The 25749-nt window shown below is 59.4% G+C and carries 22 protein-coding genes and 2 pseudogenes; 13 read left to right on the forward strand and 11 right to left on the reverse strand.

Annotated features, from left to right (window positions below; genetic code table 11):
- The first annotated feature begins 238 nt into the window (after window positions 1-238).
- Window positions 239-2755, forward strand: coding sequence for an ATP-dependent helicase HrpB (hrpB, locus tag AB4O41_RS20720; protein ID WP_460144463.1), 2517 nt, complete (start codon window positions 239-241; stop codon window positions 2753-2755).
- Between the two features lie 124 nt (window positions 2756-2879).
- Here hrpB and AB4O41_RS20725 read toward each other — a convergent pair whose 3' ends face one another.
- On the reverse strand, window positions 2880-3962 hold the full coding sequence (locus tag AB4O41_RS20725) for an endonuclease/exonuclease/phosphatase family protein (protein WP_460144464.1): 1083 nt from the start codon (window positions 3960-3962) through the stop codon (window positions 2880-2882).
- 75 nt (window positions 3963-4037) lie between these two features.
- Window positions 4038-4712: a YciC family protein gene (locus tag AB4O41_RS20730; RefSeq protein WP_460144466.1), complete on the reverse strand. Its 675-nt coding sequence runs from the start codon at window positions 4710-4712 to the stop codon at window positions 4038-4040.
- Window positions 4713-4889: 177 nt separating this feature from the next.
- Between AB4O41_RS20730 and AB4O41_RS20735 the strand changes: the two genes are divergently transcribed.
- From AB4O41_RS20735 to AB4O41_RS20745, 3 genes are all read left to right on the forward strand, one after another.
- The gene (locus AB4O41_RS20735) at window positions 4890-5630 is read left to right on the forward strand and encodes a DUF2076 domain-containing protein (protein ID WP_460144467.1); all 741 of its coding nucleotides are present in this window, start codon (window positions 4890-4892) and stop codon (window positions 5628-5630) included.
- Between the two features lie 213 nt (window positions 5631-5843).
- On the forward strand, window positions 5844-6323 hold the full coding sequence (locus AB4O41_RS20740; RefSeq protein ID WP_030129509.1) for a LabA-like NYN domain-containing protein: 480 nt from the start codon (window positions 5844-5846) through the stop codon (window positions 6321-6323).
- 22 nt (window positions 6324-6345) lie between these two features.
- A complete protein-coding gene (locus AB4O41_RS20745; protein ID WP_305425016.1) occupies window positions 6346-6957 on the forward strand; it encodes a 3'-5' exonuclease in 612 nt (203 codons plus the stop codon).
- A gap of 120 nt (window positions 6958-7077) precedes the next feature.
- On the opposite strand, the gene AB4O41_RS20750 is transcribed toward AB4O41_RS20745, so the two are convergent.
- Window positions 7078-7533 (reverse strand): Lrp/AsnC family transcriptional regulator, encoded by a 456-nt coding sequence (locus tag AB4O41_RS20750; protein WP_460148390.1) that lies wholly within the window; start codon window positions 7531-7533, stop codon window positions 7078-7080.
- Window positions 7534-7696: 163 nt separating this feature from the next.
- Here AB4O41_RS20750 and yedA point away from each other — a divergent pair, with 163 nt between their 5' ends.
- Together yedA and AB4O41_RS20760 are read left to right on the forward strand one after the other, a co-directional pair.
- Entirely contained in the window at window positions 7697-8623 is a 927-nt protein-coding gene (yedA, locus tag AB4O41_RS20755) for a drug/metabolite exporter YedA (protein ID WP_460144469.1), read from the forward strand.
- 63 nt (window positions 8624-8686) lie between these two features.
- Window positions 8687-10021: a DEAD/DEAH box helicase gene (locus AB4O41_RS20760; RefSeq protein WP_038981420.1), complete on the forward strand. Its 1335-nt coding sequence runs from the start codon at window positions 8687-8689 to the stop codon at window positions 10019-10021.
- A 137-nt stretch (window positions 10022-10158) separates the two neighbouring features.
- On the opposite strand, the gene AB4O41_RS20765 is transcribed toward AB4O41_RS20760, so the two are convergent.
- Window positions 10159-11406, reverse strand: a complete 1248-nt coding sequence (locus tag AB4O41_RS20765; RefSeq protein WP_460144470.1) for a TIGR03862 family flavoprotein — start codon at window positions 11404-11406, stop codon at window positions 10159-10161.
- A 283-nt stretch (window positions 11407-11689) separates the two neighbouring features.
- Window positions 11690-12610: a histone deacetylase family protein gene (locus AB4O41_RS20770; protein WP_305447001.1), complete on the reverse strand. Its 921-nt coding sequence runs from the start codon at window positions 12608-12610 to the stop codon at window positions 11690-11692.
- A gap of 92 nt (window positions 12611-12702) precedes the next feature.
- Here AB4O41_RS20770 and AB4O41_RS20775 point away from each other — a divergent pair, with 92 nt between their 5' ends.
- The 3 genes from AB4O41_RS20775 (at window position 12703) to AB4O41_RS20785 (ending at window position 14837) form a co-directional block, all read left to right on the forward strand.
- On the forward strand, window positions 12703-13272 hold the full coding sequence (locus tag AB4O41_RS20775) for a GNAT family N-acetyltransferase (RefSeq protein ID WP_460144472.1): 570 nt from the start codon (window positions 12703-12705) through the stop codon (window positions 13270-13272).
- A gap of 105 nt (window positions 13273-13377) precedes the next feature.
- Complete coding sequence (tesB, locus tag AB4O41_RS20780; protein WP_460144474.1) at window positions 13378-14247, forward strand: acyl-CoA thioesterase II; 870 nt, start codon at window positions 13378-13380, stop codon at window positions 14245-14247.
- Complete coding sequence (locus AB4O41_RS20785; protein ID WP_460144476.1) at window positions 14244-14837, forward strand: HAD family hydrolase; 594 nt, start codon at window positions 14244-14246, stop codon at window positions 14835-14837. The genes tesB and AB4O41_RS20785 overlap by 4 nt, the downstream gene beginning before the upstream one ends.
- Window positions 14838-14952: 115 nt before the next feature.
- Here AB4O41_RS20785 and AB4O41_RS20790 read toward each other — a convergent pair whose 3' ends face one another.
- The 3 genes and pseudogenes from AB4O41_RS20790 to ypfJ (AB4O41_RS20800) all read right to left on the reverse strand — a co-directional run.
- Window positions 14953-15912 (reverse strand): alpha/beta hydrolase, encoded by a 960-nt coding sequence (locus tag AB4O41_RS20790; protein WP_460144478.1) that lies wholly within the window; start codon window positions 15910-15912, stop codon window positions 14953-14955.
- Window positions 15912-16804: pseudogene (gene ypfJ, locus AB4O41_RS20795) on the reverse strand (KPN_02809 family neutral zinc metallopeptidase). The gene AB4O41_RS20790 and the pseudogene ypfJ (AB4O41_RS20795) overlap by 1 nt, the downstream one beginning before the upstream one ends.
- A gap of 127 nt (window positions 16805-16931) precedes the next feature.
- A pseudogene (gene ypfJ / locus AB4O41_RS20800) lies at window positions 16932-17564 on the reverse strand (KPN_02809 family neutral zinc metallopeptidase); the annotation flags it as partial.
- A 237-nt stretch (window positions 17565-17801) separates the two neighbouring features.
- Between ypfJ (AB4O41_RS20800) and AB4O41_RS20805 the strand changes: the two are divergent.
- Window positions 17802-18578: an IclR family transcriptional regulator gene (locus AB4O41_RS20805; RefSeq protein ID WP_460144480.1), complete on the forward strand. Its 777-nt coding sequence runs from the start codon at window positions 17802-17804 to the stop codon at window positions 18576-18578.
- A 254-nt stretch (window positions 18579-18832) separates the two neighbouring features.
- The gene (locus AB4O41_RS20810) at window positions 18833-19768 is read left to right on the forward strand and encodes a DMT family transporter (protein ID WP_460144481.1); all 936 of its coding nucleotides are present in this window, start codon (window positions 18833-18835) and stop codon (window positions 19766-19768) included.
- On the opposite strand, the gene AB4O41_RS20815 is transcribed toward AB4O41_RS20810, so the two are convergent.
- Window positions 19758-21095 (reverse strand): MFS transporter, encoded by a 1338-nt coding sequence (locus tag AB4O41_RS20815; RefSeq protein ID WP_460144483.1) that lies wholly within the window; start codon window positions 21093-21095, stop codon window positions 19758-19760. The genes AB4O41_RS20810 and AB4O41_RS20815 overlap by 11 nt on opposite strands.
- A gap of 491 nt (window positions 21096-21586) precedes the next feature.
- Here AB4O41_RS20815 and quiC point away from each other — a divergent pair, with 491 nt between their 5' ends.
- A complete protein-coding gene (quiC, locus tag AB4O41_RS20820) occupies window positions 21587-23488 on the forward strand; it encodes a 3-dehydroshikimate dehydratase QuiC (protein WP_460144485.1) in 1902 nt (633 codons plus the stop codon).
- Between the two features lie 103 nt (window positions 23489-23591).
- Window positions 23592-24269, forward strand: a complete 678-nt coding sequence (locus AB4O41_RS20825; protein WP_460144487.1) for a TetR family transcriptional regulator — start codon at window positions 23592-23594, stop codon at window positions 24267-24269.
- Window positions 24270-24376: 107 nt separating this feature from the next.
- Here the strand turns inward: AB4O41_RS20825 and AB4O41_RS20830 are convergent, their stop codons facing one another.
- Both AB4O41_RS20830 and aroQ read right to left on the reverse strand, forming a co-directional pair.
- On the reverse strand, window positions 24377-25231 hold the full coding sequence (locus AB4O41_RS20830) for a shikimate dehydrogenase (RefSeq protein ID WP_460144489.1): 855 nt from the start codon (window positions 25229-25231) through the stop codon (window positions 24377-24379).
- 5 nt (window positions 25232-25236) lie between these two features.
- Window positions 25237-25677 (reverse strand): type II 3-dehydroquinate dehydratase, encoded by a 441-nt coding sequence (gene aroQ, locus AB4O41_RS20835; protein ID WP_448725294.1) that lies wholly within the window; start codon window positions 25675-25677, stop codon window positions 25237-25239.
- Window positions 25678-25749 lie beyond the last annotated feature (72 nt).

The following is a 25749-nucleotide window of genomic DNA, read 5'->3' on the forward strand; positions in this document are numbered from 1 at the left end:
TTTTGCCTCCGCCCTTTACCGATTACGATGAAAAAACGTAAGGCTGACAAGGAAATTGGTAAACACCTCACTGGGCGTGGTGGCAAAATCATTCAAGAATGAGTCCCTCCCCGTAGACCGCCGCCGCACGCTTCACGTACCTGATGCACTCTCCGGCGAAAGTTATGATGATCACTGGCACCCCATGCATCGTACTCCCTGACCACCTTATACTGGCGCCCTACAGTTCGGAGTCAGTATGAGCACGTTGCCAATCGATGCCGCCCTACCGGCCCTTCTAAACGCGTTGAATGATCGTGATGAGGTCGTTCTACAAGCGCCGCCCGGAGCAGGTAAAACCACGCGCGTGCCGCTTGCTCTTCTCGGTGAGGAGTGGCTGAAAGGTCAGACAATCGTGATGCTCGAGCCTCGACGACTCGCGGCTCGAGCAGCTGCTGAGCGAATGGCTGCTGAGCTTGGTGAGCGGGTAGGGGAGACGGTTGGCTACCGTATTCGGCTTGAGAGTAAGGTAAGTTCGAAAACTCGTATTGAGGTCGTAACCGAAGGGATTCTTGCTCGTAGGCTGCAAGAAGATCCGTCCTTAGAAGGTGTGGGGCTCGTCATTTTCGACGAATTCCATCTTCGTAATCTTGATGCCGATTTGGCCTTGGCACTGGCGCTCAATGGCCGAGAGCTTTTTCGTGATGATTTGCCGCTGAAGGTACTGTTGATGTCCGCTACCTTGGAAGGGGAGCGGCTTTCTCAACTGCTTGATGATGCGCCCATCGTGACCAGTGAGGGGCGGATGTACCCCGTCACAACCATCTGGGGCAAGCCGCAGCAACCGGGCGATTTTATCGAGCCGAGGGTGGTACAGACCATCCTCGACGCGCTGAACGATGAGACCGGTAGCCTGCTGGTGTTCCTGCCGGGGCAGGCGGAGATTCGTCGGGTTCATCAAAAATTGGTCGATGCGCTGGGCGAGAGCACGCCTGTGTTGCTTTGCCCGTTGCACGGCGAACTGGATCTGACGGCCCAGCGTGCGGCGATTGAGCCGGCGCCCGCTGGCAAACGCAAAGTGGTGCTGGCCACCAACATCGCCGAGACCAGCCTGACCATCAACGGTGTGCGCGTGGTAATCGATGCCGGGTTGGCGCGTGTACCGCGTTTCGATCCCGGCAGCGGCATGACTCGTCTGGATACTCAACGCATTTCCAAAGCGAGTGCCACGCAGCGCGCGGGCCGGGCAGGGCGCCTGGAGCCCGGCGTGTGTTATCGCCTGTGGTCGCAGGATCAGCATGAGCAACTGGCCGCTTACGCCAGTGCGGAAATTCTCTCGGCGGATCTGGCCGGGCTGGCCTTGCAACTGGGGCGTTGGGGCGTGACGCCGGGGCAGTTGGTTTGGCTGGATGTCCCTCCGGCAGCGGCTTATGCACAGGCTCAGGATTTACTTGAACGTTTGGGCGCCCTGGAGGGCGAAGCGCTGACCCGTCATGGTCAGGCGATGGCTGAGCTGCCGGCTCACCCTCGCATCGCGCATTTGCTGTTACGCGGTCAGGCGCTCGGCTTGGCCGATATGGCCTGCGATGTCGCGGCATTGCTCGGTGAGCGGGATATTTTGCGTGGCGCCGGGGCGGATCTGCATAGCCGATTGGTGCTGTTGTCCGGCGAAGAGCGGGCTGCACGCGGTGCGCAGGGCGGCGTTCAGCGTGCCCGGCAGCTGGCGCGGCAGTATCGCGGCTATCTGCGAGGAAAAGCGTCGGAGCCGGTCAGCGATCCGGATCATCCACGCTGGCTTGGCGCGTTGCTGGCGTTGGCTTATCCAGATCGAGTCGCCCAACAGCGGCGAGGCGGTGGCGCTGAATATCGATTGGCGAATGGTCGTGCGGCGCTGTTTGCTGAAGCGGACAGCTTGATGAAGCAACCGTGGCTGGTGATCGCCGATCTGGGCAGTCGCCAGGGCCAGCGTGAAGAACGGATTTATCTGGCGACGGATTTCGATCCAGCGTTGTTCGATTCAGTGCTGGCCGAGCAGGTGCGTTGCGTCGATCAACTGGATTGGGATGAGCGCGAAGGCGTGCTGCGGGCCGAGCGTCAGCGCAAGGTCGGCGAATTGATTCTTAGCCGTGAGCCGCTGACCGGGCTCGATGAAAACGCTCGCAATCAGGCGCTGGTAAACCTGGTGCGGCGCAAAGGTCTGGAGCTGTTGCCGTGGACTCCGGAACTGCGTCAGTGGCAGGCGCGGGTGGCGTTGTTGCGTCAGTTGGATCTCAGCAGTCAGAGCCAGAGCGAATGGCCGGATGTCAGCGATGCTGCACTGCTCAGAAGTCTCGAACACTGGCTGATGCCGTATCTGGGCAAAGTCTCGCGACTCAGTCATTTTGCCAATCTGGACTTGTCGAGCATCATTCATAACTTGTTGCCGTGGCCACTGCCGCAAAGACTCGAAGAGCTGGCGCCGCATCATTTGAGCGTGCCGTCGGGTTCATCGATTCGTCTGGATTACAGCGAACAGCCGCCGATTCTCGCGGTGCGTTTGCAGGAGTTGTTCGGCCTGGCCGAGACGCCGCGCATTGCCGGTGGCCGGCAAGTGGTGAAATTGCATCTGCTGTCCCCGGCGCGGCGACCGGTGCAGGTGACGCAGGATCTTGCGAACTTCTGGCGCAGTACGTATGCCGAGGTGAAGAAGGATTTGAAGGGGCGTTATCCGAAGCACTACTGGCCGGACGATCCGCTGGTGGCCGAGGCGACAGCGCGGATCAAGCCGCGTAAATAGTCAGTTGCATCGGTGGTGCGGCATTCGCGAGCAAGCCCGCTCCCACATGGGATCTCTGTGGTACACAAATGCTGTGCTCACTGAAGATCTAATGTGGGAGCGGGCTTGCTCGCGCAGCTTTGATTTAAAGCGCGGCCGGCAACAGAAACCGTGCAATCACCGGCAAATGATCGGAAATCCGTAACGTATCGTCCTGCCGCACCCGCGCTTCGACCCGTTTTAGGTGCGGGCTGTAAAACAGATAATCGACGGTCCGGTCCGGGCCGTTCAAGCCCGGGTCATTCGGGTAATGGGTCAGCCATTGCACCCGATCGATACCGCTGGCTTCGTTGTTGGTGGGGATCATCGGGTACTTGTCCCACAGCACATGCAGCGCGCTGTCGGCGGAGTAGGGCGTGCGTTGCTCGGCGGTAAGACGTCGATACTGGCCCAGCGGCAACAGGTTGAAGTCGCCACCGATCAGCCACGGCGTGCTGCGGCTTTCATACTTGTCGAGGACCTTGACCACGGCTGTCACCTGGCGTTGCAAGGTTTCATCGAACGGGGTGGTGGCACGGTCCAGATGGGTGTTGAACACGGCTATTTGGCCGCCGTTGCTCAATGGCAGGTGAGTGACCAGCAAGGCGTTTTTCGGCTTGAACTGACGGCTGATGAAATTGGCCGGTGCGACCGGTAATTGCAGGCGTTCGGCGTGTTCGATCTGGTAGCGGCTCAGGGTTGCCAATTGCCGGCCAACGCTGCCATAGATGTGTGGTTCAGGCACGAAGTCGGCTTTCCAGTCGAAGGCCTGCGCGCTGCACGGATACAGGTCGGTGACTCGATCCTGAAGCAGTTTGAACTGGTTCTGGTAGTCACTGGCCTTGGCACCGTCATCGAGTTTCTGCAACAGCACAATGTCCGGTTGCTCGTCGCGAATCACTCGCGCCACTTCGTCGAGGCTGAAGGCCATGTCTTCAGGTGTAGGGCTCTCGTCATTCCCTGCGGCCAGGTCGTTCCAGAACACATAGCGCTTGCCTGCCAGGTACTGGACGTCCCAGGTCATCACCTTCAGCGCCTGGCCGGGCACCAGCGTCGGCGCCTGGGCGTTGCAACTGACTGGCAGCACTTCCTTGGCCTGGGGGCGCCAGGTCAGGCTGTAGATCAGCAATGCAATCAGGCCAATGGCAATCAGCAGGCCCAGCAGGGTGTAGCGCAGTAGACGGGTCATGGCTCGGCTTATAGCGTTACAAAAGATGGCCCCGAGCATAACCGAGAGCAACGCCCAAGCCCAAGGGTAGAGCGCTCAGAGCGCTCCGTCAGCTTTCTCGGGCGCATCGGCGATCAGCATGAATAAGCGGAACAGCACCACGCTGGTGAACAGTTGCAGAAAGCTGTGAGCGCTGTCGATCAGCAGAGAGATGACCGGGTTCTGCGGTTCGGGGTAAACCGCCAGCGTCGCCCCCTTGAGTACCCACAGCGGGCCCATCACGCACAGAATGCACACCAGAATGCGCAGGAAATGCCCGCGAGTCAGGCGCAGGCTTTCCTTCATCGCCGCCAGCGGTGCCAAGCCGCGCAACACCAGCAGATATTCAGCGAATGCCAGCGTCACCATCAACCAGATGCCCGGCAGGAAATACAGCGACAAGCCGATCAGGATCAGCAGTGTATTGAGGGCGGTCAACACGGCGAAACGCGGCCACAAGGTTGCAGAGGTTGCCAGCAAATCGCGGATGCGCGGTGATTCGCCACGGCTGCGGGCATCGAGAAACAGGATCAGCGCGGCGGTGTACAGCGGGTACACCAACAGGCCGACAATCACACTGATGCCGGGGAAGCTGTCCGGCTCCGTGGAGTGATCGACCACTTGTTGCAGCAATGCCTCGAAAATCACCAGCGGCAGGCACAGCTGCACGATCTGGCTCAGATTGCGCTTGAAGAAATACAGAGAGTCACGCAGCACATCGAACGAATTCATCAGTCGGTATCGCAGGTTGAAAGCAGTGCCTCACTTTAACCGATGAAACCCTTTGGGGCGCAAACGTAAACGTTCGGTAAAGGTCATTGAAACATCCTGTATCAGCCCCATTACTGGTGAGCACCTTATCCACCGTGGATAGGGGCGACGATATTCCCGGCAATCTATGAGGTCGCCATGAACAGCGAAGAACAAACCCTGATCGATGGACTGTTTTCCCGGCTGCAACAGGCCGAAACGGATTCAGCCCCCCGCGACGCCCAAGCCGAAGCGCGGATCAAGGAACACCTGACTCGCCAGCCAGCGGCGGGCTATTTCATGACCCAGGCGATTCTGGTGCAAGAGGCAGCCATCAAGAGCCTCGACGAACAGAACAAGCAACTCACCCAACAAGTCCAGCAATTGCAGGCTGAACTGCAATCGGCCAAGGCTCAGACGGCGGCTCCGACGCCGAGCGGCGGTGGCTTTTTGTCGAGCATCTTCGGTGGTAGCTCCCGTGATCCGCAGCCTGCGCCGACTCAAAGCGCAGCCCCGTCGAATGGCGGCTGGCGTGAACCGGGGCGGCCGTCGTTCAACTCGCAGCCGCCACAGCAAAACTTCGGTGCGCCGCCTCAGCAGAACTACGCCCCGCAACAACCGGTAGGCAGTGGTTTCCTCGGCGGCGCGTTGAAAACTGCAGCGGGTGTGGCCGGTGGCGTGATGCTGGCGCAAGGCATCAGCAGCCTGTTCCAGCACAATCAGCAGCCGGAAGTGGTTGAAGTCATCAAGGAAGAACCGGCTCAGGTCAACGATCAGGGCGGCAGCGGCAATGATCAGCGCGTGGCTGACAACGCCTATGATCAGGGCGGTTTTACCGACGCCGACTACAGCGATGACAGCTCATCGTTCTTCGGTGGCGACGACGATTCCTTCGTCTGATACATCTGTGGCGAGGAGCTTGCTCCCGCTGGACTGCGTAGCAGGCCCCTTGGGTTTTAAAGCAAGGAGCCGCTTCGCACCCCAGCGGGAGCAAGCTCCCTCGCCATATGGCCGATTATTCGCGGAACAATCCTTCGGGCTGGCATACTGGGCAACTTTTCGGGCCTGGTGCCTGATCCTGCCCGCGCTTCGGCACGCTAATGAGGATGTACGGTGAAAAAAATCGCAGTGTTCGCCGATGTCCAGAACCTCTATTACACCGTGCGTCAGGCTTATGGTTGCCACTTCAACTACGCCGCGCTGTGGGCTGACGTCAGTAAAGAAGGGCAGATCGTCGAGGCCTATGCCTATGCGATCGATCGTGGCGACAGCAAGCAGCAGCAGTTTCAACAGATCCTGCGCAATCTCGGTTTCATCGTGAAACTCAAACCCTACATCCAGCGCAGCGACGGTTCGGCCAAGGGCGACTGGGACGTGGGCATCACCCTCGACATCATGGACGCCGCCGATCATGTCGACGAAGTGGTGCTGGCCTCCGGTGATGGTGATTTCGACATGCTGCTGGAGCGCATCATCAGCAAGCACGGTGTGCAAGCGGTGGCCTATGGCGTACCCGGTCTCACCGCCAATTCGCTGATCCGCGCCGCCAGCCGTTACGTGCCGATCGAAGGCGCGTTGCTGCTCAAGAATTGATTTTTACGGAGTTGAAACAGGTTTGGAACGCATAGCAGTCATCGACTTTGAAACCACCGGGCTCTCCCCGAGCAGCAGTTGCCGGGCCACGGAAATTGCCGTGGTGATTCTTGAACAGGGGCGCATCGTCGAGCGTTACCAAAGCCTGATGAATGCCGGCGTGCGCGTCCCGGCCTTCATCGAACAACTCACCGGCATCAGCAACGCCATGCTGCGCACCGCGCCATCGGCCGAGCAGGTGATGAACGAAGTCAACGAATTCGTCGGCATCACACCGCTGCTGGCCCACAACGCCGCGTTCGACCAGAAGTTCTGGGACTTTGAGCTCGGTCGCATCAAACGCACACGCTTGCAGAACTTTGCCTGCTCTCTGTTACTCGCCCGCCGCCTGATGCCCGCCGCACCGGACCACAAACTCGGCACCCTCACCACGTTCGCCAGCCTGCCCAATACCGGCAAGGCTCACCGGGCCATGGCCGATGCCGAAATGGCCGCCAACCTGACGGCGCACTTGGCTGAAGAGTTGCGGCGCAAGCATGGGTTGCGGGAGTTGTCCCATGATCTGCTCGTCAGTTTGCAGAAAGTGCCGGCGGCGAAGATCAATGAACATTTGAAGCGGCATCGCGGGTTTTAAGACCCACCCCAAATCCTGTGGGAGCGGGCTTGCCCGCGATGAGGCCATCACATTCAACATCTTTGTTGACTGACAGTCCGCTATCGCGGGCAAGCCCGCTCTCACAGGGGCCGTGCAACATCACGGTTTGCCATTCCCTTCCAATTGCCCCAACGGCACACGCTTCTCGATGGCGCTCGACAGCACGATCGAGGTCTTGCTGAATCCGAACGTGGCGATCCGGTTGATCAACTCTTCCAGCTCCGGCATCGAACCTACCGCCGCTTGCATGATCACGCACGGGTCTCCGGTGACGCGATGGCATTCGGTGAGTTGTGGGATTTTGATCAGTTCGTCGTAGGTTTTCTGGTTGCCGTGCTGATTCAGGCGCAGTTCGATCACGCACTGGATCGGCAGACCGAGTTTCGCCATGTCGACTTTCGCCTGGTAGCCGGTGATCACCCCGCAGGCCTCAAGTTTGGCCACGCGCTCGGCCACTGCGGGAGCGGACAGGTTTACCTTGCGCGCCAGTTCGGCATAGGACGCTCGACCGTTTTCCAACAGGGCGCTGAGGAGCATGCGGTCGTATTTGTCCATCATGGCATTCCTGAAAAAAGACTGACTTTCGAAAGCACGGTTTATAGCGCTGAACTCCGTGTTTTGAAAAGTGTACCGGCGCTATAAACAGGTTTTGTAACTTATTTTCCGCCGCTGGCCTTTCTAGAATAGCTGCTCTCTTTGTCTTGTTCTCGAGCTGCCCATGCCTGGCATACGCCGTTTTTCCTTACCGCTGATCGCTGCTTTTTTCGCGCTGTACGTGATTTGGGGATCAACCTACCTGGTGATTCGAATCGGCGTGCAGTACTGGCCGCCGTTGTTACTCGCTGGTATTCGTTTCGTGATCGCCGGGACGTTGATGTACGCGTTCCTGCGCTGGCGCGGGGCACCGGCACCGACGTGGGCTCAATGGAAAGCGGCGGGGATCATCGGGATTTTGCTGCTGACGTTCGGTAACGGTGCGGTGAGTGTCGCCGAGCATACGGGCGTGGCCTCCGGCGTTGCCGCGTTGGCGGTGGCGACGGTGCCACTGTTTACTTTGCTCTGCGGATATTTCTGGGGCGCGCGTAATACTCGTCTCGAATGGGCCGGGATTGTGCTCGGGCTGATCGGTATCGCCATGCTCAACCTCGGTTCCAATCTGCAATCGAGCCCGTTGGGTGCGGCATTGCTGATATTCGCGGCAGCGTCCTGGGCTTTCGGTTCGGTGTGGAGCAAACACTTGCCGTTGCCACAGGGCGCGATGGCCAGTGCGGTGGAAATGCTGGTGGGCGGCGTGGTGTTGTTGATCGGCAGCGCGGTGAGCGGCGAACATCTGGAGGCCATGCCGCCGATCGAAGGTTGGGCTGCATTGGCCTATCTGACGTTCTTCGGTTCGATCATCGCCTTCAACGCCTACATGTACCTGTTGAAACATGTGCGTCCGGTGGCGGCCACCAGTTATGCCTACGTCAACCCGGCGGTGGCGGTGTTGCTGGGTATCGTATTTGTTGGTGAGACCATTGGTATTGAAGAAGCGCTGGCCATGACAGTGATCATCAGTGCCGTGGTGTTGATCGGGTTGCCGCAGTGGCGCCGAGGTGCCAATCGGCCTGCGGTGGTTGTGCCGACAGAATCCCGAGCGAATTAGGGTAAACTGCGCGCCATTGCACACTCTTTGCACAATCGCGCTGAATTTTCCTACGGTACTCCCATGACTTTCGCCACCCTTGGCCTGATCGAACCTTTGCTGCGCGCTCTCGAGACGCTCGGCTACCAGACCCCTACGCCAGTGCAGACACAAGCGATTCCGGCGGTGCTGGCTGGTCGTGACCTGATGGCCGCAGCCCAGACCGGCACCGGCAAGACCGCCGGTTTCGCCTTGCCGCTGCTGCAATTGCTGGCCATGGAAGGGCCGAAAGTCAGCGCCAACTCCGTGCGCGCACTGATCCTGGTGCCGACTCGCGAACTGGCTGAACAGGTGCACGAAAGCGTGCGTCAGTACGCCGAGAACCTGCCGTTGAGCACTTATGCGGTGTATGGCGGTGTCAGCATCAACCCGCAAATGATGAAGCTGCGCAAAGGCGTCGACCTGTTGGTGGCGACCCCGGGCCGCTTGCTCGACCTGTTCCGTCAGAACGCGCTCAAGTTCAACCAGTTGCAAACCCTGGTGCTGGACGAGGCCGATCGTATGCTCGATCTGGGCTTTTCCGAAGAGCTGGGGAATATCTATAAAGCCCTGCCGAAGAAACGTCAGACGCTGTTGTTCTCCGCGACCTTCTCCGACGCCATCCGCACCCTGGCCGGGCAAATGCTCAACGACCCGCTGAGCATTGAAGTCAGCCCGCGCAACGTCGCTGCCAACACCGTCAAGCAATGGGTGGTGACGGTGGACAAGAAGCGCAAGTCGGAGCTGTTCGTTCATTTGATGCGCAAAGGCAAGTGGAAGCAGGTGCTGGTGTTTGCCAAGACCCGTAACGGTGTAGACGCGCTGGTGGAAAAACTCCAGGGCCTGGGCATCAATGCCGACGGCATCCACGGCGACAAACCTCAGGCGACCCGTCAGCGGGCACTGGATCGTTTCAAGGCCAGCGAAGTGCAAATCCTTGTAGCCACCGACGTAGCAGCGCGTGGTCTGGATATCGAAGATTTGCCATTGGTGGTCAACTTCGACCTGCCGATCGTGGCGGAGGACTACATCCACCGTATCGGTCGTACCGGCCGAGCGGGCGCAACCGGGCAGGCTATTTCGCTGGTATGCGCCGATGAGGTGAATCAGCTGTCAGCCATTGAGATGTTGACCCGTCAGACGTTGACTCGTCAGATGGAGCAGGACTTCGAGCCTGAACACCGCGTGCCGGATACCGATGCCAGCGGTCAGGTTGTCAAGAAGCCGAAAAAACCGAAGAAGCCAAAAACTTCGAGTGGCGGCAAGCGCAACCTGGGCAAGTGGGTCGAGAGCGGTGATGCTTCGGCGCCGGAGCCTTCGATCAAGCCTGTGCGTAAAGTGCCGGTGTTTAACACTGGGCCGCGTAAGCGTAAGCCTTGATCCTTTGAAGATCGTTCCCACGCTCCGCGTGGGAATGCCTCTTCGGACGCTCCGCGTTCGGCTTTGAAGGGACGCGGAGCGTCCGGGCTGCATTCCCACGCAGAGCGTGGGAACGATCAATGCGCTCGTCTTGCAGCTTATAGTTTGCCGCTGCTCCTGAGCCACTCCACCAACCCCAACCCAGCCGCTCGCCCACTGGCGAAACACGCGGTCAGCAGATAGCCGCCGGTCGGCGCTTCCCAATCGAGCATTTCTCCCGCGCAGAACACGCCGGGCAGTTGCTTTAGCATCAAACGTTCATCCATCGACTCGAACATCACGCCCCCCGCGCTGCTGATGGCCTCGTCCAATGGCCGGGTTTTCACCAGCGTCAGCGGCAATGCCTTGATCGCTTTGGCCAGCAATGCCGGATCGGTAAAACAGTCGGCCGGTGTCAGTTCGCGCAGCAACGCCGCTTTCACGCCATCAAGGCCAAGCTGACTGTGCAGGTGTTTGGACATGGAGCGGGAGCCGCGAGGTTTACTCAGCGCAGACTGGATTTTATCCACAGGCTTGCCCGGCAACAGATCGAGGTGAATGGTTGCCGAGCCGTGTTGATTGATCGATTCGCGGATCGGTGCCGACAGGGCGTAGATCAAACTGCCCTCAATTCCCGTGGCAGTGATCACGCATTCTCCGAGTCGCGGCACATCGTCATTGAGGCCAATGGCGATGTTTTTCAGCGGGGCGCCTGCGAATTTGCTGACCATCAATTCGCTCCAGGCCTGCACCTCGAAGCCACAATTGCTCGGTTGCAACGGTGCCAGTCCTACACCGCGCTGTTCCAGCGGCAGCATCCAGGCACCGTCCGAACCGAGGCGCGACCAACTGCCGCCGCCGAGGGCCAACAGGGTGGCGTCGGGTTGAATGGTTTTTTCACGCTCGGGACTGTCGATGCGCAAACCACCGTTGTCATCCCAACCGAGCCAGCGATGGCGGGTGTGGATAACTACGCCGGCATCGCGCAGGCGTTTGAGCCAGGCACGCAACAGGGGCGCGGCTTTCATGTCGGTAGGAAACACCCGGCCGGAGCTGCCGACAAAGGTTTCGATACCCAGGTCATGAATCCATTGGCATAAGGCGTCGGCGCCGAAGGAGCGTAACAGCGGCGCAATCTGCGGTGCCTGTTCGGCATAGCGTGAGAGAAACGCCGGGTAGGCCTCGGAGTGGGTGATGTTCATGCCGCCGACCCCGGCGAGGAGGAATTTTCGCCCCACTGAAGGCATGCCGTCGTACAGATCGACCTTGATCCCCGCCTGGCTCAACACTTCAGCCGCCATCAAACCGGCGGGGCCGCCGCCGATGATGGCGACGTGAGGGGGGAGGGAAGTGGAGGGCTGGGTCATGGAATGCGCTGCGGTCTGGCGGAATGAAGCTGGGCATTCTATCAGCCCCGATCAATGTGGGAGCGGGCTTGCTCGCGAAAGCGGTGGGTCAGTCGATATCAATGTTGATTGTTAAATCGCCTTCGCGAGCAAGCCCGCTCCCACCTTTGATCTTCGGTGTTTTCAAAAGGGTGGTTAAAAAACAACCACCGTTCTGTAGCCTATACCCCGCATGGCCTGCAGACCCTTTCACTCAGGTTATCCACAGGCGGCTCCACAGGCATTGTGGGTAAAGACCCATAGATCAATGACAACCTGATGACTGCCAGACCCGTTGGGCGCTGTGATGGAGGATTCCATGACGGCGTGCCAGGGCTTTGCGGTCCTTGCTGTAGCCGCCGCCGATCACGCCGACCACCGGAATATCCCGGCCCAGGCAATGGCGCATCACGCTTTCATCACGAGCGGCGACGCCTTCGTCTGTCAGCTTCAGATAACCCAGGGCGTCATCCTTATGCACATCGACGCCAGCGTCGTACAGCACCAGATCCGGTTGATAGAGCGGCAGCAAATAGTTGAGTGCGTCGTCCACCACCTTCAGGTAATCGGCATCGCCCATGCCCATCGGCAACGGAATGTCCCAATCACTTTCGGCTTTGCGTGCAGGAAAATTCTTTTCGCAGTGCAGGGAAACGGTCACTGCCTCCGGGGTGTTGTGCAGAATCCGTGCAGTCCCGTCACCCTGATGTACATCGCAGTCGAAGATCAGCACGCGGTTCACTCGGCCACTTTCCAGCAGGTAATGGCTGATCACCGCCAGGTCATTGAAGATGCAGAACCCGGCGGGATGATCGTAATGCGCGTGATGAGTGCCACCGGCCAAGTGGCAGGCCAAACCATGCTCCAGTGCCTGTTCCGCCGCCAACAGCGAACCGCCGACCGCTCGCACCGTGCGCCGGGCCAGCGCTTCGCTCCAGGGCAGGCCGAGGCGTCGCTGATCTTCGCGGGACAATTCGCCGCCCATGTAGCGTTCGATATACGCAGGGTCATGGGCGAGGGCGAGAATCTCTGGCGGGCAGAGGTCCGGGCGTAGCAAGTCGGTGTCGCGGGCAAGGCCACTGTCCACCAGGTGATCGCGCAGCAGGCGAAACTTGTCCATGGGGAAGCGATGATCCGCCGGGAACTCGGGGCTGTAGTCTTCGTGGTAGATCAATGGCAGGGGCATGGCTGATTTATACACAAAGGCCTGTAGGAATGAGTGAAGGATCCTACCAGCGATGTAGACTTGGCGGCATGAAAACGGAGGGGCGGGGCACAATGGAGCCAATACTGGAACTCGAAAGCGCACGGCTGTTGTTACGGCAGTGGCGTGATGAGGATTTGCCGGCGTTTGCGGCGATGTGCGCCGATCCACAAGTGATGCGTTATTTTCCGGCACCCTTGAGTCGACTGGAAAGTGCCGCGTTGATCGGACGCATTCGCGGGCATTTTGCCGAGCATGGTTTCGGCCTCTGGGCACTGGAGCGCAAGGACACCGGGGCGTTCATCGGGTTTACCGGGCTGGGTGTGGTCGGCTTCGACGCACCGTTTACACCGGCCACTGAAATCGGCTGGCGTCTGGCACGCGAGCACTGGGGGCTGGGTTATGCCGGTGAAGCGGCGTGGACGGCTCTGCGCTGCGGGTTTGATCGGTTGGCGCTGCAAGAAGTCGTCGCATTCACCACCAAGACCAATCTGCCATCCGAGAAAGTCATGCAGGCCATTGGCATGCACCATGCCCCTTCCGATGACTTCGAGCACCCGCGGCTTGCAGCCGATCATCCGCTGCGCCCGCACGTGTTGTACCGCATCACCCGTGAGCAGTGGCTGCAAACCTTGCATGGATAAGCAGGCGCGGACGTTTACAATGGCCCCCATGTTGAACCGGCCATAAACTGAATCGACCGCCGCAGCCAAGACTGCGCGGCATTGCGTTGTGTGAGGAGAGTCTGAATGAGCCAAGTGTTGGAAGATCTGGTAGACCTGCTGACCCTGGAACCGATTGAAGAAAACCTGTTCCGTGGCCGCAGCCAAGACCTGGGATTTCGTCAGTTGTTCGGCGGTCAGGTGATCGGTCAGTCCCTGTCGGCGGCCAGTCAGACGGTCGAAGAAGCACGTCATGTGCATTCGATGCACGGTTATTTCCTGCGTCCCGGCGATTCCGCGCTGCCCGTGGTTTATCAGGTTGATCGGGTGCGCGATGGCGGCAGCTTCAGCACGCGCCGGGTGACGGCGATCCAGAAGGGCAATCCGATTTTCACTTGCAGCGCCTCGTTCCAGTACGACGAAGAAGGCTTCGAGCACCAGAGCGAAATGCCGCAAGTGGTCGGCCCGGAAAACCTGCCGTCGGAGCTGGAACTCACCCAGCAGCGCGCGCACCTGATCCCTGAGCACATGCGCGAAAAACTGCTGTGCCCGAAACCGATCGAATTCCGGCCGGTGACTGAAAAAGACCCCTACAACCCGCAGCCTGCCGACCCAGTCAAATATGTCTGGTTCCGTGCCGACGGTGCCTTGGCCGATACCCCGGCACTGCACAAATACCTGCTGGCCTACGCGTCGGACTTTGGTCTGCTGACCACCTCGATGCTGCCCCACGGCAAATCGGTCTGGCAGAAAGACATGCAGGTCGCCAGCCTTGATCACGCATTGTGGTTCCACGCCGACCTGCGCGCCGATGACTGGTTGCTGTATGCGATGGACAGCCCATGGGCTGGCAATTCGCGCGGATTTTCCCGTGGTAGCGTGTTCAACCGTGCCGGGCAACTGGTGGCCTCGGTCACTCAGGAAGGCCTGATTCGCCATCGTAAGGATTGGGCATGAGCCTGGCCGAGATGCGGCACTGGGTGTTCGACATGGACGGCACCCTGACGGTGGCTGTGCATGACTTCGCGGCGATTCGCATGGCTTTGGCGATTCCCGCCGAAGACGACATCCTCACCCACCTCGCTGCGCTGCCTGCCGATGAAGCCGCGGCCAAACACGCGTGGCTGCTGGAGCACGAGCGGGATCTGGCGTTGGGTTCGAAGCCGGCGCCGGGCGCGGTGGAACTGGTGCGTGAGTTGGCCGGGCGCGGCTATCGTCTGGGCATTCTTACGCGCAATGCTCGCGAGCTGGCGCATGTCACGCTGGAGGCCATCGGCCTGGCCGACTGCTTTGCGGTAGAGGATGTACTGGGCCGCGATGAAGCACCGCCCAAGCCGCATCCTGGTGGATTGCTGAAACTGGCCGAAGCCTGGAAAGTGCCGGCGAGCGAAATGGTGATAGTTGGTGATTACCGCTTTGATCTGGATTGCGGCCGGGCGGCGGGGACACGGACGGTGCTGGTGAATTTGCCGGATAATCCGTGGCCGGAATTGACTGATTGGCATGCTGCCGATTGCGTGGCGTTGCGGCAGATGCTTTTGGCTTGAGGGATTGGTCGTCTGATTAACCGCTATCGCGGGCAAGCCCGCTCCCACAAGGATGGTGCATAACCCTGTGTGAGCGGGCTTGCCCGCGATAGCGTCAGATCAGACACCACAAAACTCACTGACCGAACAACACCTTCTGCCCCTCAGGCGACGTAAACATCCCGTCACCATCATGCCCGACCCCAGGCACTTCGATCAGCTGCTGACTCAACCCTTGAGAATGGCGTCGCTTCATATAATTGAAATAGTTACGCCCACGAATCAAACGAGAAGCGCCCTGGGCTTTGGCTTCACAACCTTTATCCAGCGCCGGATGATTCGGGTCGGTGTCCTGCTGCCCGAGCAAATAAACGACATCACGTTTGACGTAGTTTTCTTCCAGTTGCGCAGGCGTTTGCCCATCGGCATAGGCGGGCAGATCCGCCAGCCCGTACTTCCAGCGATTGAAATTCGGACACCCCGCGTGACTGAACGCCACTGGCCGTTGCTCATTGAACCAGGCATACGACGAAGGATTGGCGATCACATAGCGCACTTTCACGCCCTCCGTGTCGAGGGCCGGTTGAGGGTGACCCAGCAAGGCATAACGCTGAACCACTTGAGCGCCGCCGGAGTGACCGGCGATGATGATTTGCTTCACGTCCGGAAACTGTCGCCGATCGCCCAGTCGCGCGATGATTTCATCGAGCGCCGCATAGGAGCTCAGCGTAAACGGCGCGGTGGATAAGCCGCCGGCCATCCAGTCATTGCCTTGCCAGCGTAAAACGCTGTCAGGCACCGTATGGCTCGCAATGTCGGTTTCGTTGAGAAACTGCGGGGCGAGTACCAACGTGTTCGCGCTTTGCCCGGCCTGCTCGGCTGCGTGTTCGGCGCTTTGGCGGTAGGTTTCAGCATTGCGTAATCGACCATGGACGATGATCAGCACGCGTTCGATTTTCGCCGGTGTCGGGCCAATGCTCACCGCGATTTCCCCGGCGCTCAGCAGCAAGCGCCCGGAACTGATCGCCTTGACGCCTTGCTCGGCAGCCTGGGTGCTTGCGCAGGTGATTAACAGAACCAGCAGCCACTTACGCATCACAGATTCTTCGCTGCAAAGGTGTCGCACTGGCCAACTTGGCCTTGTGCGAACCCGGCCTTGAACCAGCGCACCCGCTGGGCCGAAGTGCCGTGGGTGAAGGAGTCGGGCACCACGCGGCCCTGACCTTGCTGTTGCAAGCGATCGTCGCCGATGGCGTTGGCGGCGTTCAAGGCTTCTTCGATGTCACCGGGTTCCAGCCAGTTCAGACGTTTTTGCGCATTGTTGGCCCAGACACCGGCCAGGCAATCGGCCTGCAGTTCCTGGCGCACCAGCAAACCATTGTCGCCCTCCATCTGCCGGCCCTGTTGGCGAGCGGTCTGAATCTTCGCTGAAACACCGAGCAAGGTCTGTACATGGTGTCCGATTTCGTGAGCGATCACGTAGGCCTGGGCGAAGTCGCCAGCGGCGGAAAAACGTTGGGACATCTCTTGGAAAAAACTCATGTCGAGGTAGACCTTCTGGTCAGCGGGGCAATAGAAGGGACCGGTTGCCGAAGTCGCCAGGCCGCAGGCCGAGTTGACGCGGTTGCTGAACAGCACCAGGGTCGGGTCTTTATATTGCCGATCGGCCTGCTGGAAAATCTGGCGCCAGGTGTCTTCGGTATCGCCAAGGATCGAGCGCACGAATTCGGCCCCTTCATCATTGGCCGGTGGCGCCTTGCGGGTTTGGGTGGTGGCCGGAGCCGATTGCTCGCTCATCTGCCCGGTCAGTTGGCCGAGGATCTGCAGCGGGTCCTGGCCGGTGATCCAGCCGATCCCGACGATCAACAGGATTGCCGTCAGGCTCAGGCCCTTGCCTCCACCGAAGCGCATCCCACCGCCCCCACCACCGACATCATCGCCACGGGCATCAACCACGTTGTCGCTGCGTCGGCCTTTTTCCAAAGCATGGGGGGAATCCTCGTTGAACATGGTGATGAGTGTTGCTGGTGAGTGAGAGCGGCGCCAGTCCGGTCGTCTGACAGCCCTGAGCGACGAGGGTTCGGTGACCTTGGCTGTTTCGTCGACGCGAGGTAATTACAGGTCCACCGCAGCAAAGGTATCGCAGGCGTCGATGCGACCGGCGACGAAACCGGATTTGAACCAGTTCGCACGCTGCATGGAAGTGCCGTGGCTGAATGTTTCTGGCTGGAGCGCGGCGTTACGGGATCGTTGCAGGTAATCATCACCGAACACGGCTGCGGCATGCAGGGCCGTGTCGACATCGCCTGGTTCCTGCCAGTCATGGCGTTTCTGTGCATGGTGCGCCCAGACCCCGGCCAGACAGTCGGCTTGCAGCTCGACTCTAACCTCCAGGCCTCCATCTCCAATGACCGGCTGATTGTCGGTCAAGGCTTCCTCGAAAGGATCGGAGAGTCCCATTTCCAGTTGCACGTGATGTCCGATTTCGTGAGCGATGATGTAGGACTGTGCGAAATCGCCGATCACCGAAAACTGCTGGGCCATGACGCGAAAGAATTCCAGGTCCAGATACACCTGTCGATTGGCCGGGCAATAGAACGGGCCGCTGGCTGAGTCTGCGAAGCCACACGCCGAGGTCACTCGTTCACTGAACAGGGTCAGTGTGGGTTCCGGGTAACGGCGGCCGGTTTGTGCAAAAAGTTGTTTCCAAGTGTCTTCGGTATCGCCCAGTACAGACTGAATGAACGTCGCTGCGTCTTGCTCTGTTCCATAACATGTTTGCGGTCTCTTATAGATTGATTGGGCGTGTACTCGCCGCGTCTATGAATAACCGCGCTGGCAAAGAGGCGTGGATGAAATGTGTAAGGGGTCGTGAAACCGCATGCTTCTGGTGTGCAAAGGGGGGCGGTTATCGGGCATGGGTTCCAGATTTCGCATTCAGCGTGTTGTCTTCTAGAATCGGGCAAATTTCATGTGGAACTTCCCATGGCCGGCAGTCAGATCGAACGTGTTTTCAGCGTATTGGAGAGCCTCACCAGTGACCCTCGCGGCTTGCCGATGCAGACGCTGGCAGAGCAACTGGATATCCCCAAAAGCGCGACCCATCGCTTGCTCGCCGAACTGGTTCGGCTGGGCTACGTGCGGCAGAACCCAGAGAACCTGCGTTACCACCTATCGACCAAGTTGGTGGCCCTGGGTTTCCGCTACCTGTCGAGTAGCGGCGCGGATATCGTTCAACCGGTGCTTGATCGCCTGGCTCAGGAAACCGGTGAGCTGGTGCGCCTTGGAGTGATCGAAGGGGAGCGGCAGATCTGGATCGCCAAGTCCCAGGGCGCCCGATCCGGCTTGCGTTACGACCCGGACATGGGCCGCGATGCACCGTTGTTTTACACAGCGTCGGGGCATGCGTGGCTGGCGTGCATGAGCGATGCCGAGGCGTTGTCGCTGGTGGAACGCCAGGGCATTAACCGGCCCAAGGACCTCGGGCCGAATGCACCGCGCTCCAACATCGAATTGCTCGAACGCCTGCGTCTGGCCAGGGAGCAGGGCTATGCCTGGGTCGAGGAAAGTTCGGCGGTAGGCACGTCGGCGATTGCAGCGGTGGTGCGGCATCCGGGTGATGGCCGGGTGATCGGTGTACTCAGCATCGCCGGGCCGAGCGCGCGGATGCCGGGGGCGCGGTTGCATGAACTGGCGCCGCTGTTGCTGAAGTTTGCAGAGGAATTGTCCGCGGCGAGTCTGGCGTCGGAGCTGTTTGTTTAATTCAGCCCCAATCCATTGTGGGAGCGGGCTTGCTCGCCAAAACGGTGTGTCAGTCGACATCAATGGTGCTGGACACACCGCTTTCGCGAGCAAGCCCGCTCCCACATTTGATTTGTGTTTGGCGATACGAAACTGTGCGCTGTTCGAACACTATCTGCTTTTACTCATGTGAGAATCTGGAACCTGGTTCTAAATTGTTGGTTAGGCCGTAAGCGATGCTTTGAACACTTGATGCAAAAAACCAAGGGATACCCATGACCCTCAGCACTCCGCTTTCCGGTGTCAATCAGCCCTTCAAAGGGATTCTGCTGATCGTCGTTGCCACCTTCTTGTTTTCCAGTCACGACGCTTTGTCGAAATACCTCTCGGGGTTCTATCCGGTGATCATGGTGGTTTGGGCCCGCTATGTGGTTCACACGTTACTGATGGCGGGGATTTTTCTGCCGCAGTCCGGGTTGCGTGTCCTACGGACCAAACGGCCATTGCTGCAACTGTTGCGGGCATTGTGCCTGCTGGGGACCAGTTTGCTGTTCACCACGGGGTTGCTGTTTATCCCGTTGGCCGAAGCCACGGCGGTCAACTTTCTCGCTCCGGTGTTGGTGACGGCGCTGTCGGTGCCACTGCTTGGTGAACAGGTGACGCGCGGCCAATGGCTGGCGGTGATGTGTGGATTTATCGGGGTGTTGATCATCGTCCATCCCGGCGGTGAACTGTTCACGCCTGCGGTGTTGCTGCCATTCTGCTCGGCGCTGTTTTTCTGTTTCTATCAATTGCTCACTCGCAAGCTCAGTGAAATCGACAGCCCGACCACCAGTAATTTTTTCGCCGGGCTCTGCAATACATTGGTGATGAGCGCGCTGGTGCCGTTTTTCTGGCAAGTCCCAAGCCTGGGTCATGGTTTTATGATGGTGGCGTTAGGGGCGTGCGGGATGACGGCGCATCTGTTTCTGACCCAAGCCTTCCGTCACGCCGCGCCCGCGTTGTTGGCGCCGTTCGGCTATTGCCAGATTGTCTTTGCCGGTTTGCTGGGCTGGTTACTGTTTTCTCACACGCCGACTCTGACCACGGTGCTCGGGATCGCGGTAATTTGTTGCAGTGGGTTGGCAGCGGCGTGGCAACAACGGCGTCGACAAGAGGAGGGAGGCAGGCCTGGAATCAGGCCTGCCGAAGGAAGGGATTTCAGTCGGTGACGGTAGGAATCTTGCGCGGTGCCATGAAGTACATCCAGGTCAGCGCGATGAAGTACATCGCCGGAATCATGGTGAACAGCACGGTGTAGTTGTTGTTGGTGATCGTCAGAATGTGGCCGACCAACTGGGTCATGAACATCCCGCCGATGGCCGCGCACATCCCGCCGAAGCCGAACACCGTACTCATCATGTGCTTGGGCGTGTAGTCCATCACCAGGCTCCAGATGTTCGCGGTCCAGGCCTGGTGCGCACCGATGGCCAGGGAGATGGCGAACACCGCGAGCCATAGGCTGCTTGAGCCGGCGGCCATGACCACGCCGATGATGCAGCAGGCGAACAGGAACATGGACATCAGTCGTGCCTTGATCGGATTGACTCCGCGACCGATCAGGAACGAGGACAGGATCCCGCCACCGACACTGCCGAAGTCAGCCGTGAGGTAGATGATGATCAGCGGGATACCCATCTGGGTCACGTTGATTCCCAGGTTGTATTGCTGATTGAGGAACGGCGGCAGCCAGTACAGGTAAAACCAGAACACCGGCGCGGTGATCGAGTAGGCGAGGGCGAAGGCCCAGGTGCCCCGCATGCGCAGGATTCGCGAGAACGGTACGCGGGACTGTTCCGGCTCGACTTCCTTCTGGATGTAGTCCAGTTCCGATTGTTTGACGCTCGGGTGATCTTCCGGGTTGAAGTACTTCAGCCCCCAGAACAGCAACCAGATGCCACCCAGTGCCGACATGCACAGGAACGCGGCTTGCCAGCCCCAGACGTGGAGGATCAGCGGCAACAGCATCGGCGTGAACATCGCTCCGACGTTGGTCCCGGCGTTGAAGATGCCAGTCGCTACGGCGCGCTCGCCAGCGGGGAACCACAACCGGGTGGTTTTCACACAGGCTGGGTAATTCGCCGCTTCGGTCAAACCGAGAATGAACCGGCAGACCATGAAGCCCACTGCCGAAGTGGCCAGGCCATGAGCGCCGGTGGCCAGGCTCCAGAGCAGCACCGCGCAGAAGAACACGCGTTTGACGCCGACCCGATCGATCAATCGGCCCTGCAGCACAAAGCCGATGGCGTAGCCGACCTGAAACCAGAAGTTGATGTTGGCGTAGTCCATCGCCGTCCAGCTCATTTCCTTGGCCAGAATCGGCTGCATGACGCCCAGGGCGGCACGGTCGATGTAATTCAGAGTGGTGGCGAAAAACACCAGCGCCAGCATCCCCCAACGGGTTTTGCCGACCGCCATGGCGCCGCGGATTTTGTCGCCGATACCGCCAGTGGCGACGCCCATGGCCGGAGCCACGCGAGAGCTTTGAGAAGGAAACATGTAGGTGCCATCCGTTCAATGACTGACAAGCGAGGCTTGTCGGGACTTCAAGGGCGCGTGATCAATCGCCGGCGCCAGGCGCGGGTGTGATTGATCGGCTGAGGTGTTTTCGTCGGACTGACGACAACGCGTTATTCAGCGAGCGGCACGGTTCGGCCGAGAGGGCACAAGGTTCGGATGGATGCCAAGTACAGCGGGAGGGCGGTGGAGCAAGCAAACAAGGCGTTGAATGAGTGCATGAGCGTGTACCCGTTTTTTGAAATTTTTATGTGGTGTTCAGGGTCTTTGGTAACCGAGTCCATGGGGTCGTGACCGGACTCAATGTGGTGTCGATGTTGCGCAGTGGACGAAAAATCGTCAATTCGCCAACCGCCATTGTGTTCGATAATCGCCCGCAAAACTAACCGGGTAGTACACTTTGAATTGCTGTGTGGATTCGTCAAGCCAATAATTTGCCCAACAAGAATGTCCCCACCACCGGGAGTCGACACATGCAGCGTTCCATTGCCACCGTTTCCTTGAGCGGCACCCTGCCGGAAAAACTCGAAGCCATCGCCGCCGCCGGTTTTGACGGGGTGGAGATTTTCGAAAACGATCTTCTCTACTACGACGGCAGCCCGCGGGAAATCAGACAGATGTGCGCCGATCTCGGGATCGCGATTACGCTGTTTCAACCCTTTCGGGATTTCGAAGGTTGCCGCCGCGATCGCCTGCCGCGCAATCTGGAGCGGGCCGAGCGCAAGTTCGATTTGATGCAGGAACTGGGCACCGACCTGGTGCTGGTATGCAGTAACGCCTCGGCCGATTCGATCGGGGATGAGCAGATTCTGATTGATGATTTGCACCAGCTTGCAGAGCGGGCCAGCATTCGTGGCCTGCGGATCGGCTATGAAGCGCTGGCCTGGGGCCGGCATGTGAACACGTATCAACAGGTGTGGAACATCGTTCGCCAGGCCGATCATCCAAGCCTCGGTGTATTGCTGGACAGTTTTCATACGCTGTCGCTCAAAGGCGATCCGAGCGCCATCGCCGAGATTCCCGGCGACAAGATTTTCTTCGTGCAAATGGCCGATGCGCCGATCCTGGCCATGGACGTGCTGGAGTGGAGCCGACACTTCCGCTGCTTCCCGGGCCAGGGCGAATTCGATCTGCCAGGATTCCTCGCGCCGATCATCAAGAGTGGCTACACCGGACCGTTGTCGCTGGAGATCTTCAATGACGGCTTTCGCGCCGCACCGCCGCGGGCCAATGCCGCCGACGGTTTGCGTTCGTTGCTGTATCTGGAAGAGAAAACCCGCCAACGTCTGGAACAGGAAGCTACGCCCGCAGCCAATCGCGACATTCTGTTCGACACCCCCAGCGCCAGCGAATACAACGGCATCGAGTTTCTTGAATTCGCGGTGGACGAAAGCCTCGGTGCCAAGCTGTCCCATTGGCTGGAGCGGCTGGGTTTCGTCAAGGCCGGACAACACCGTTCCAAGAGCGTCAGCCTGTTGCGTCAGGGCGATATCAACCTGATCCTCAACTCTGAGCCTTATTCCTTCGCCCACAGTTTTTTCGAGGCCCACGGCCCATCGCTGTGCGCGACCGCCGTGAGGGTCAAGGACAGCGCCAGTGCGCTGGCCCGTGCCGTGGCTTATAAAGGCCAGCCGTATCGAGGACTCGTAGGCCCCAATGAGCTTGAACTGGCAGCAGTGCGTGCGCCGGACGGCAGCCTGATTTACCTGGTGGACAAGGACGCCGACGTCTACGGCACCGACTTCAATCTGCAACCGACGGCCGTGGCCAGCGGTGGTCTCAAGCGCATCGACCACATGGCGATGGCGCTGCCGGCCGACAGCCTAGACAGTTGGGTGCTGTTCTATAAAAGCCTGCTGGATTTCGAAGCCGACGATGAAGTGGTTCTGCCCGACCCGTATGGTTTGGTGAAGAGCCGCGCATTGCGCAGCCGTTGCAGTTCGATCCGCCTGCCGCTGAACATTTCCGAGAACCGCAACACCGCCATCTCACACGCATTGTCGAGTTATCGCGGTTCCGGCGTGCATCACATCGCTTTCGATTGCGACGACATCTTTGCCGAAGTCAGCCGCGCCAAGGAGGCGGACGTACCGCTGCTGGATATCCCGCTCAACTATTACGATGACCTCGCCGCGCGGTTCGATTTCGACGATGAGTTCCTTAGCGAACTGGCCTATTTCAACGTGCTCTACGACCGCGATGCTCAGGGCGGCGAGCTGTTTCATGTGTACACCGAGCCGTTTGAAGGACGGTTCTTCTTTGAAATCATCCAGCGCAAAAATGGCTACGCGGGTTATGGCGCGGCCAACGTGGCAGTGCGACTGGCGGCCATGGCTAAATCGCGATCTGGTGGCGTACGTCAGGCAAAGTTGTAGGAAAATCGTAAACACGGGTACAAAACCGCTGCCTCGCGACTTCCTTCACCGTGCGAGGCAGCCCATAATCGCCAGCGTGTGCAGTGATGGCCGTGAGCCCGCAATGACAATAATTTCAGAACTCTCCGTAGCGCCCGAAAAGCCAATTGCCGAGCCTCGCAAGAGTCGCAAGAACAACCCGGAAAAGACCCGCGAGAACATCCTTCAAGAGGCCGTTGTCGAGTTCGTCCAGCAGGGGCTTTCCGGTGCGCGCGTCGATGCGATCGCCGAGCGCATCCACACCTCCAAACGCATGATCTATTACTACTTCGGTAGTAAGGAACAGCTCTACGTCGAGGTGCTGGAGAAACTCTACGGAGATATCCGCAGCACCGAAAACCGTTTGCACCTGGCCGAACTGGCGCCGGTGGAAGCGATTCGGCGGTTGGTGGAATTCACTTTCGATCACCATGATCGCAACGTTGATTTCGTGCGCATCGTCAGCATCGAGAACATTCACAACGCCGAGTATGTGAAGCGCTCCGATGCGATCAAGGCGATGAACAACACCATCCTCGATTCACTGGGCGAGATCTTGCGGCGCGGGGCGGCAGAGGGTGTATTCCGCAGCGACCTCGATCCGCTGGATGTGCATCTGTTGATCAGCTCGTTTTGCTTCTATCGCGTGTCGAACCGTCATACCTTCGGTGAGATCTTTCAGATCGACTTGCCGGACGAAAGCATCAAGCAGCGTCATCGGGAGATGATTTGCGAGTCGGTGTTGCGATACCTGCAGGCCTGACGCCTTCGCGGGCAAGTCGGATCGCCGCACCGCTCGCTCCTACACAGATCACGCGACCTGTGTAAGAGTGAGCGGTGCGGCGATCCGAACTTGCCCGCGAAGGCTTTTCAACCATTCATGCTCTGAAAATGCGCCAGCATCCGCTGGGCATCCGGCACCACGCCGCTGAACAGCTCAAACGCCTTCACCGCCTGAAACACCGCCATGTTGCCGCCATCCAGCGTTCGGCAACCCAACGCGCGAGCGTTGCGCAGCAGTTCGGTTTCCAGCGGGAAGTAAACGATCTCCGCGACCCACAACTGCGCCCGAAGCAGCTCCACTGGCACGGGCATGCCCGGCAGCTTTTTCATGCCCATCGGCGTGGTATTCACCAAGCCGTCAGCCTGACCCAGCGTGCCTGGCAAATCATGCCCGGCCACGGCGCGACCGAAACCAAAATGCTGATTGAGGTTGTTCGCCAGCGACTGAGCGCGACTCTGATCCACATCGAAAATGCTCAGCAGCTGTACGCCTTCGCTCAATAGCGCGTGGGCCACTGCCGCGCCTGCGCCACCGGCACCCATTTGTACGACGCGTTCAAGGGCAACGCCTTGCAAGCCACGGCGAAAGCCTTCGGCAAAACCCAGGCAATCGGTGTTGTGGCCGATGCGTTTACCGTCCTTCAGCACCACCGTGTTCACCGCGCCAATACCGAGGGCCTCCGGCGACAATTCGTCGAGCAACGGGATGATCGTCTGCTTGCACGGGAAGGTGATATTCAGCCCGGTGAAATTCATCCGCTCGGCGGCCATCAGCAGGTCGGGCAGGGCACTGCTGTCGAGTTTCAATTGATCCAGGTCGATCAACCGATACAGGTAACGCAAACCCTGCGCATCGCCTTCATGCTCGTGCAGCGCGGGGGTGCGGGAAGCCTGGATGCCGGCACCGATCAGCCCGGCCAATACCACGGTGTTCTGTGTCATGACGCTTAACCTTCCAAACGTTGGCTGAAATGCTCCAGCGCCAAACGATAGCCGTGGCTGCCGAAACCGCACATGACCGCGATGGCGATGGACGAAACAAAGGAGTGATGCCGGAAGGGTTCGCGGGCATGGACGTTGGACAGGTGTACTTCGATCACCGGCAGTTCACTGGCGACCAAGGCATCGCGAATGGCGACCGAGGTGTGAGTCCACGCGGCCGGGTTGATGACGATCCCTGCGCAGCGGCCACGGGCGGCGTGAATCCAGTCGAGTAGTTCGCCTTCATGATTGGTCTGGCGAAACTCCACTGTCAGGCCGAACTCTTCGGCAGCGCGACCGCACAGCGCTGAAATGTCCGCCAGGGTTTCGTGGCCGTAAGTCGCCGGTTCACGGGTGCCCAGCAGGTTCAGGTTCGGGCCGTTGAGCACCAGAACGATAGGGGACATCGGGTCTCTCCACATATTATTTTTGGCATTGGCCGAGGGTTTCAGCCTGTGGGGAGAAATTGTACCAACTGG

This window comes from Pseudomonas sp. S2_A02 (genome assembly GCF_054668495.1).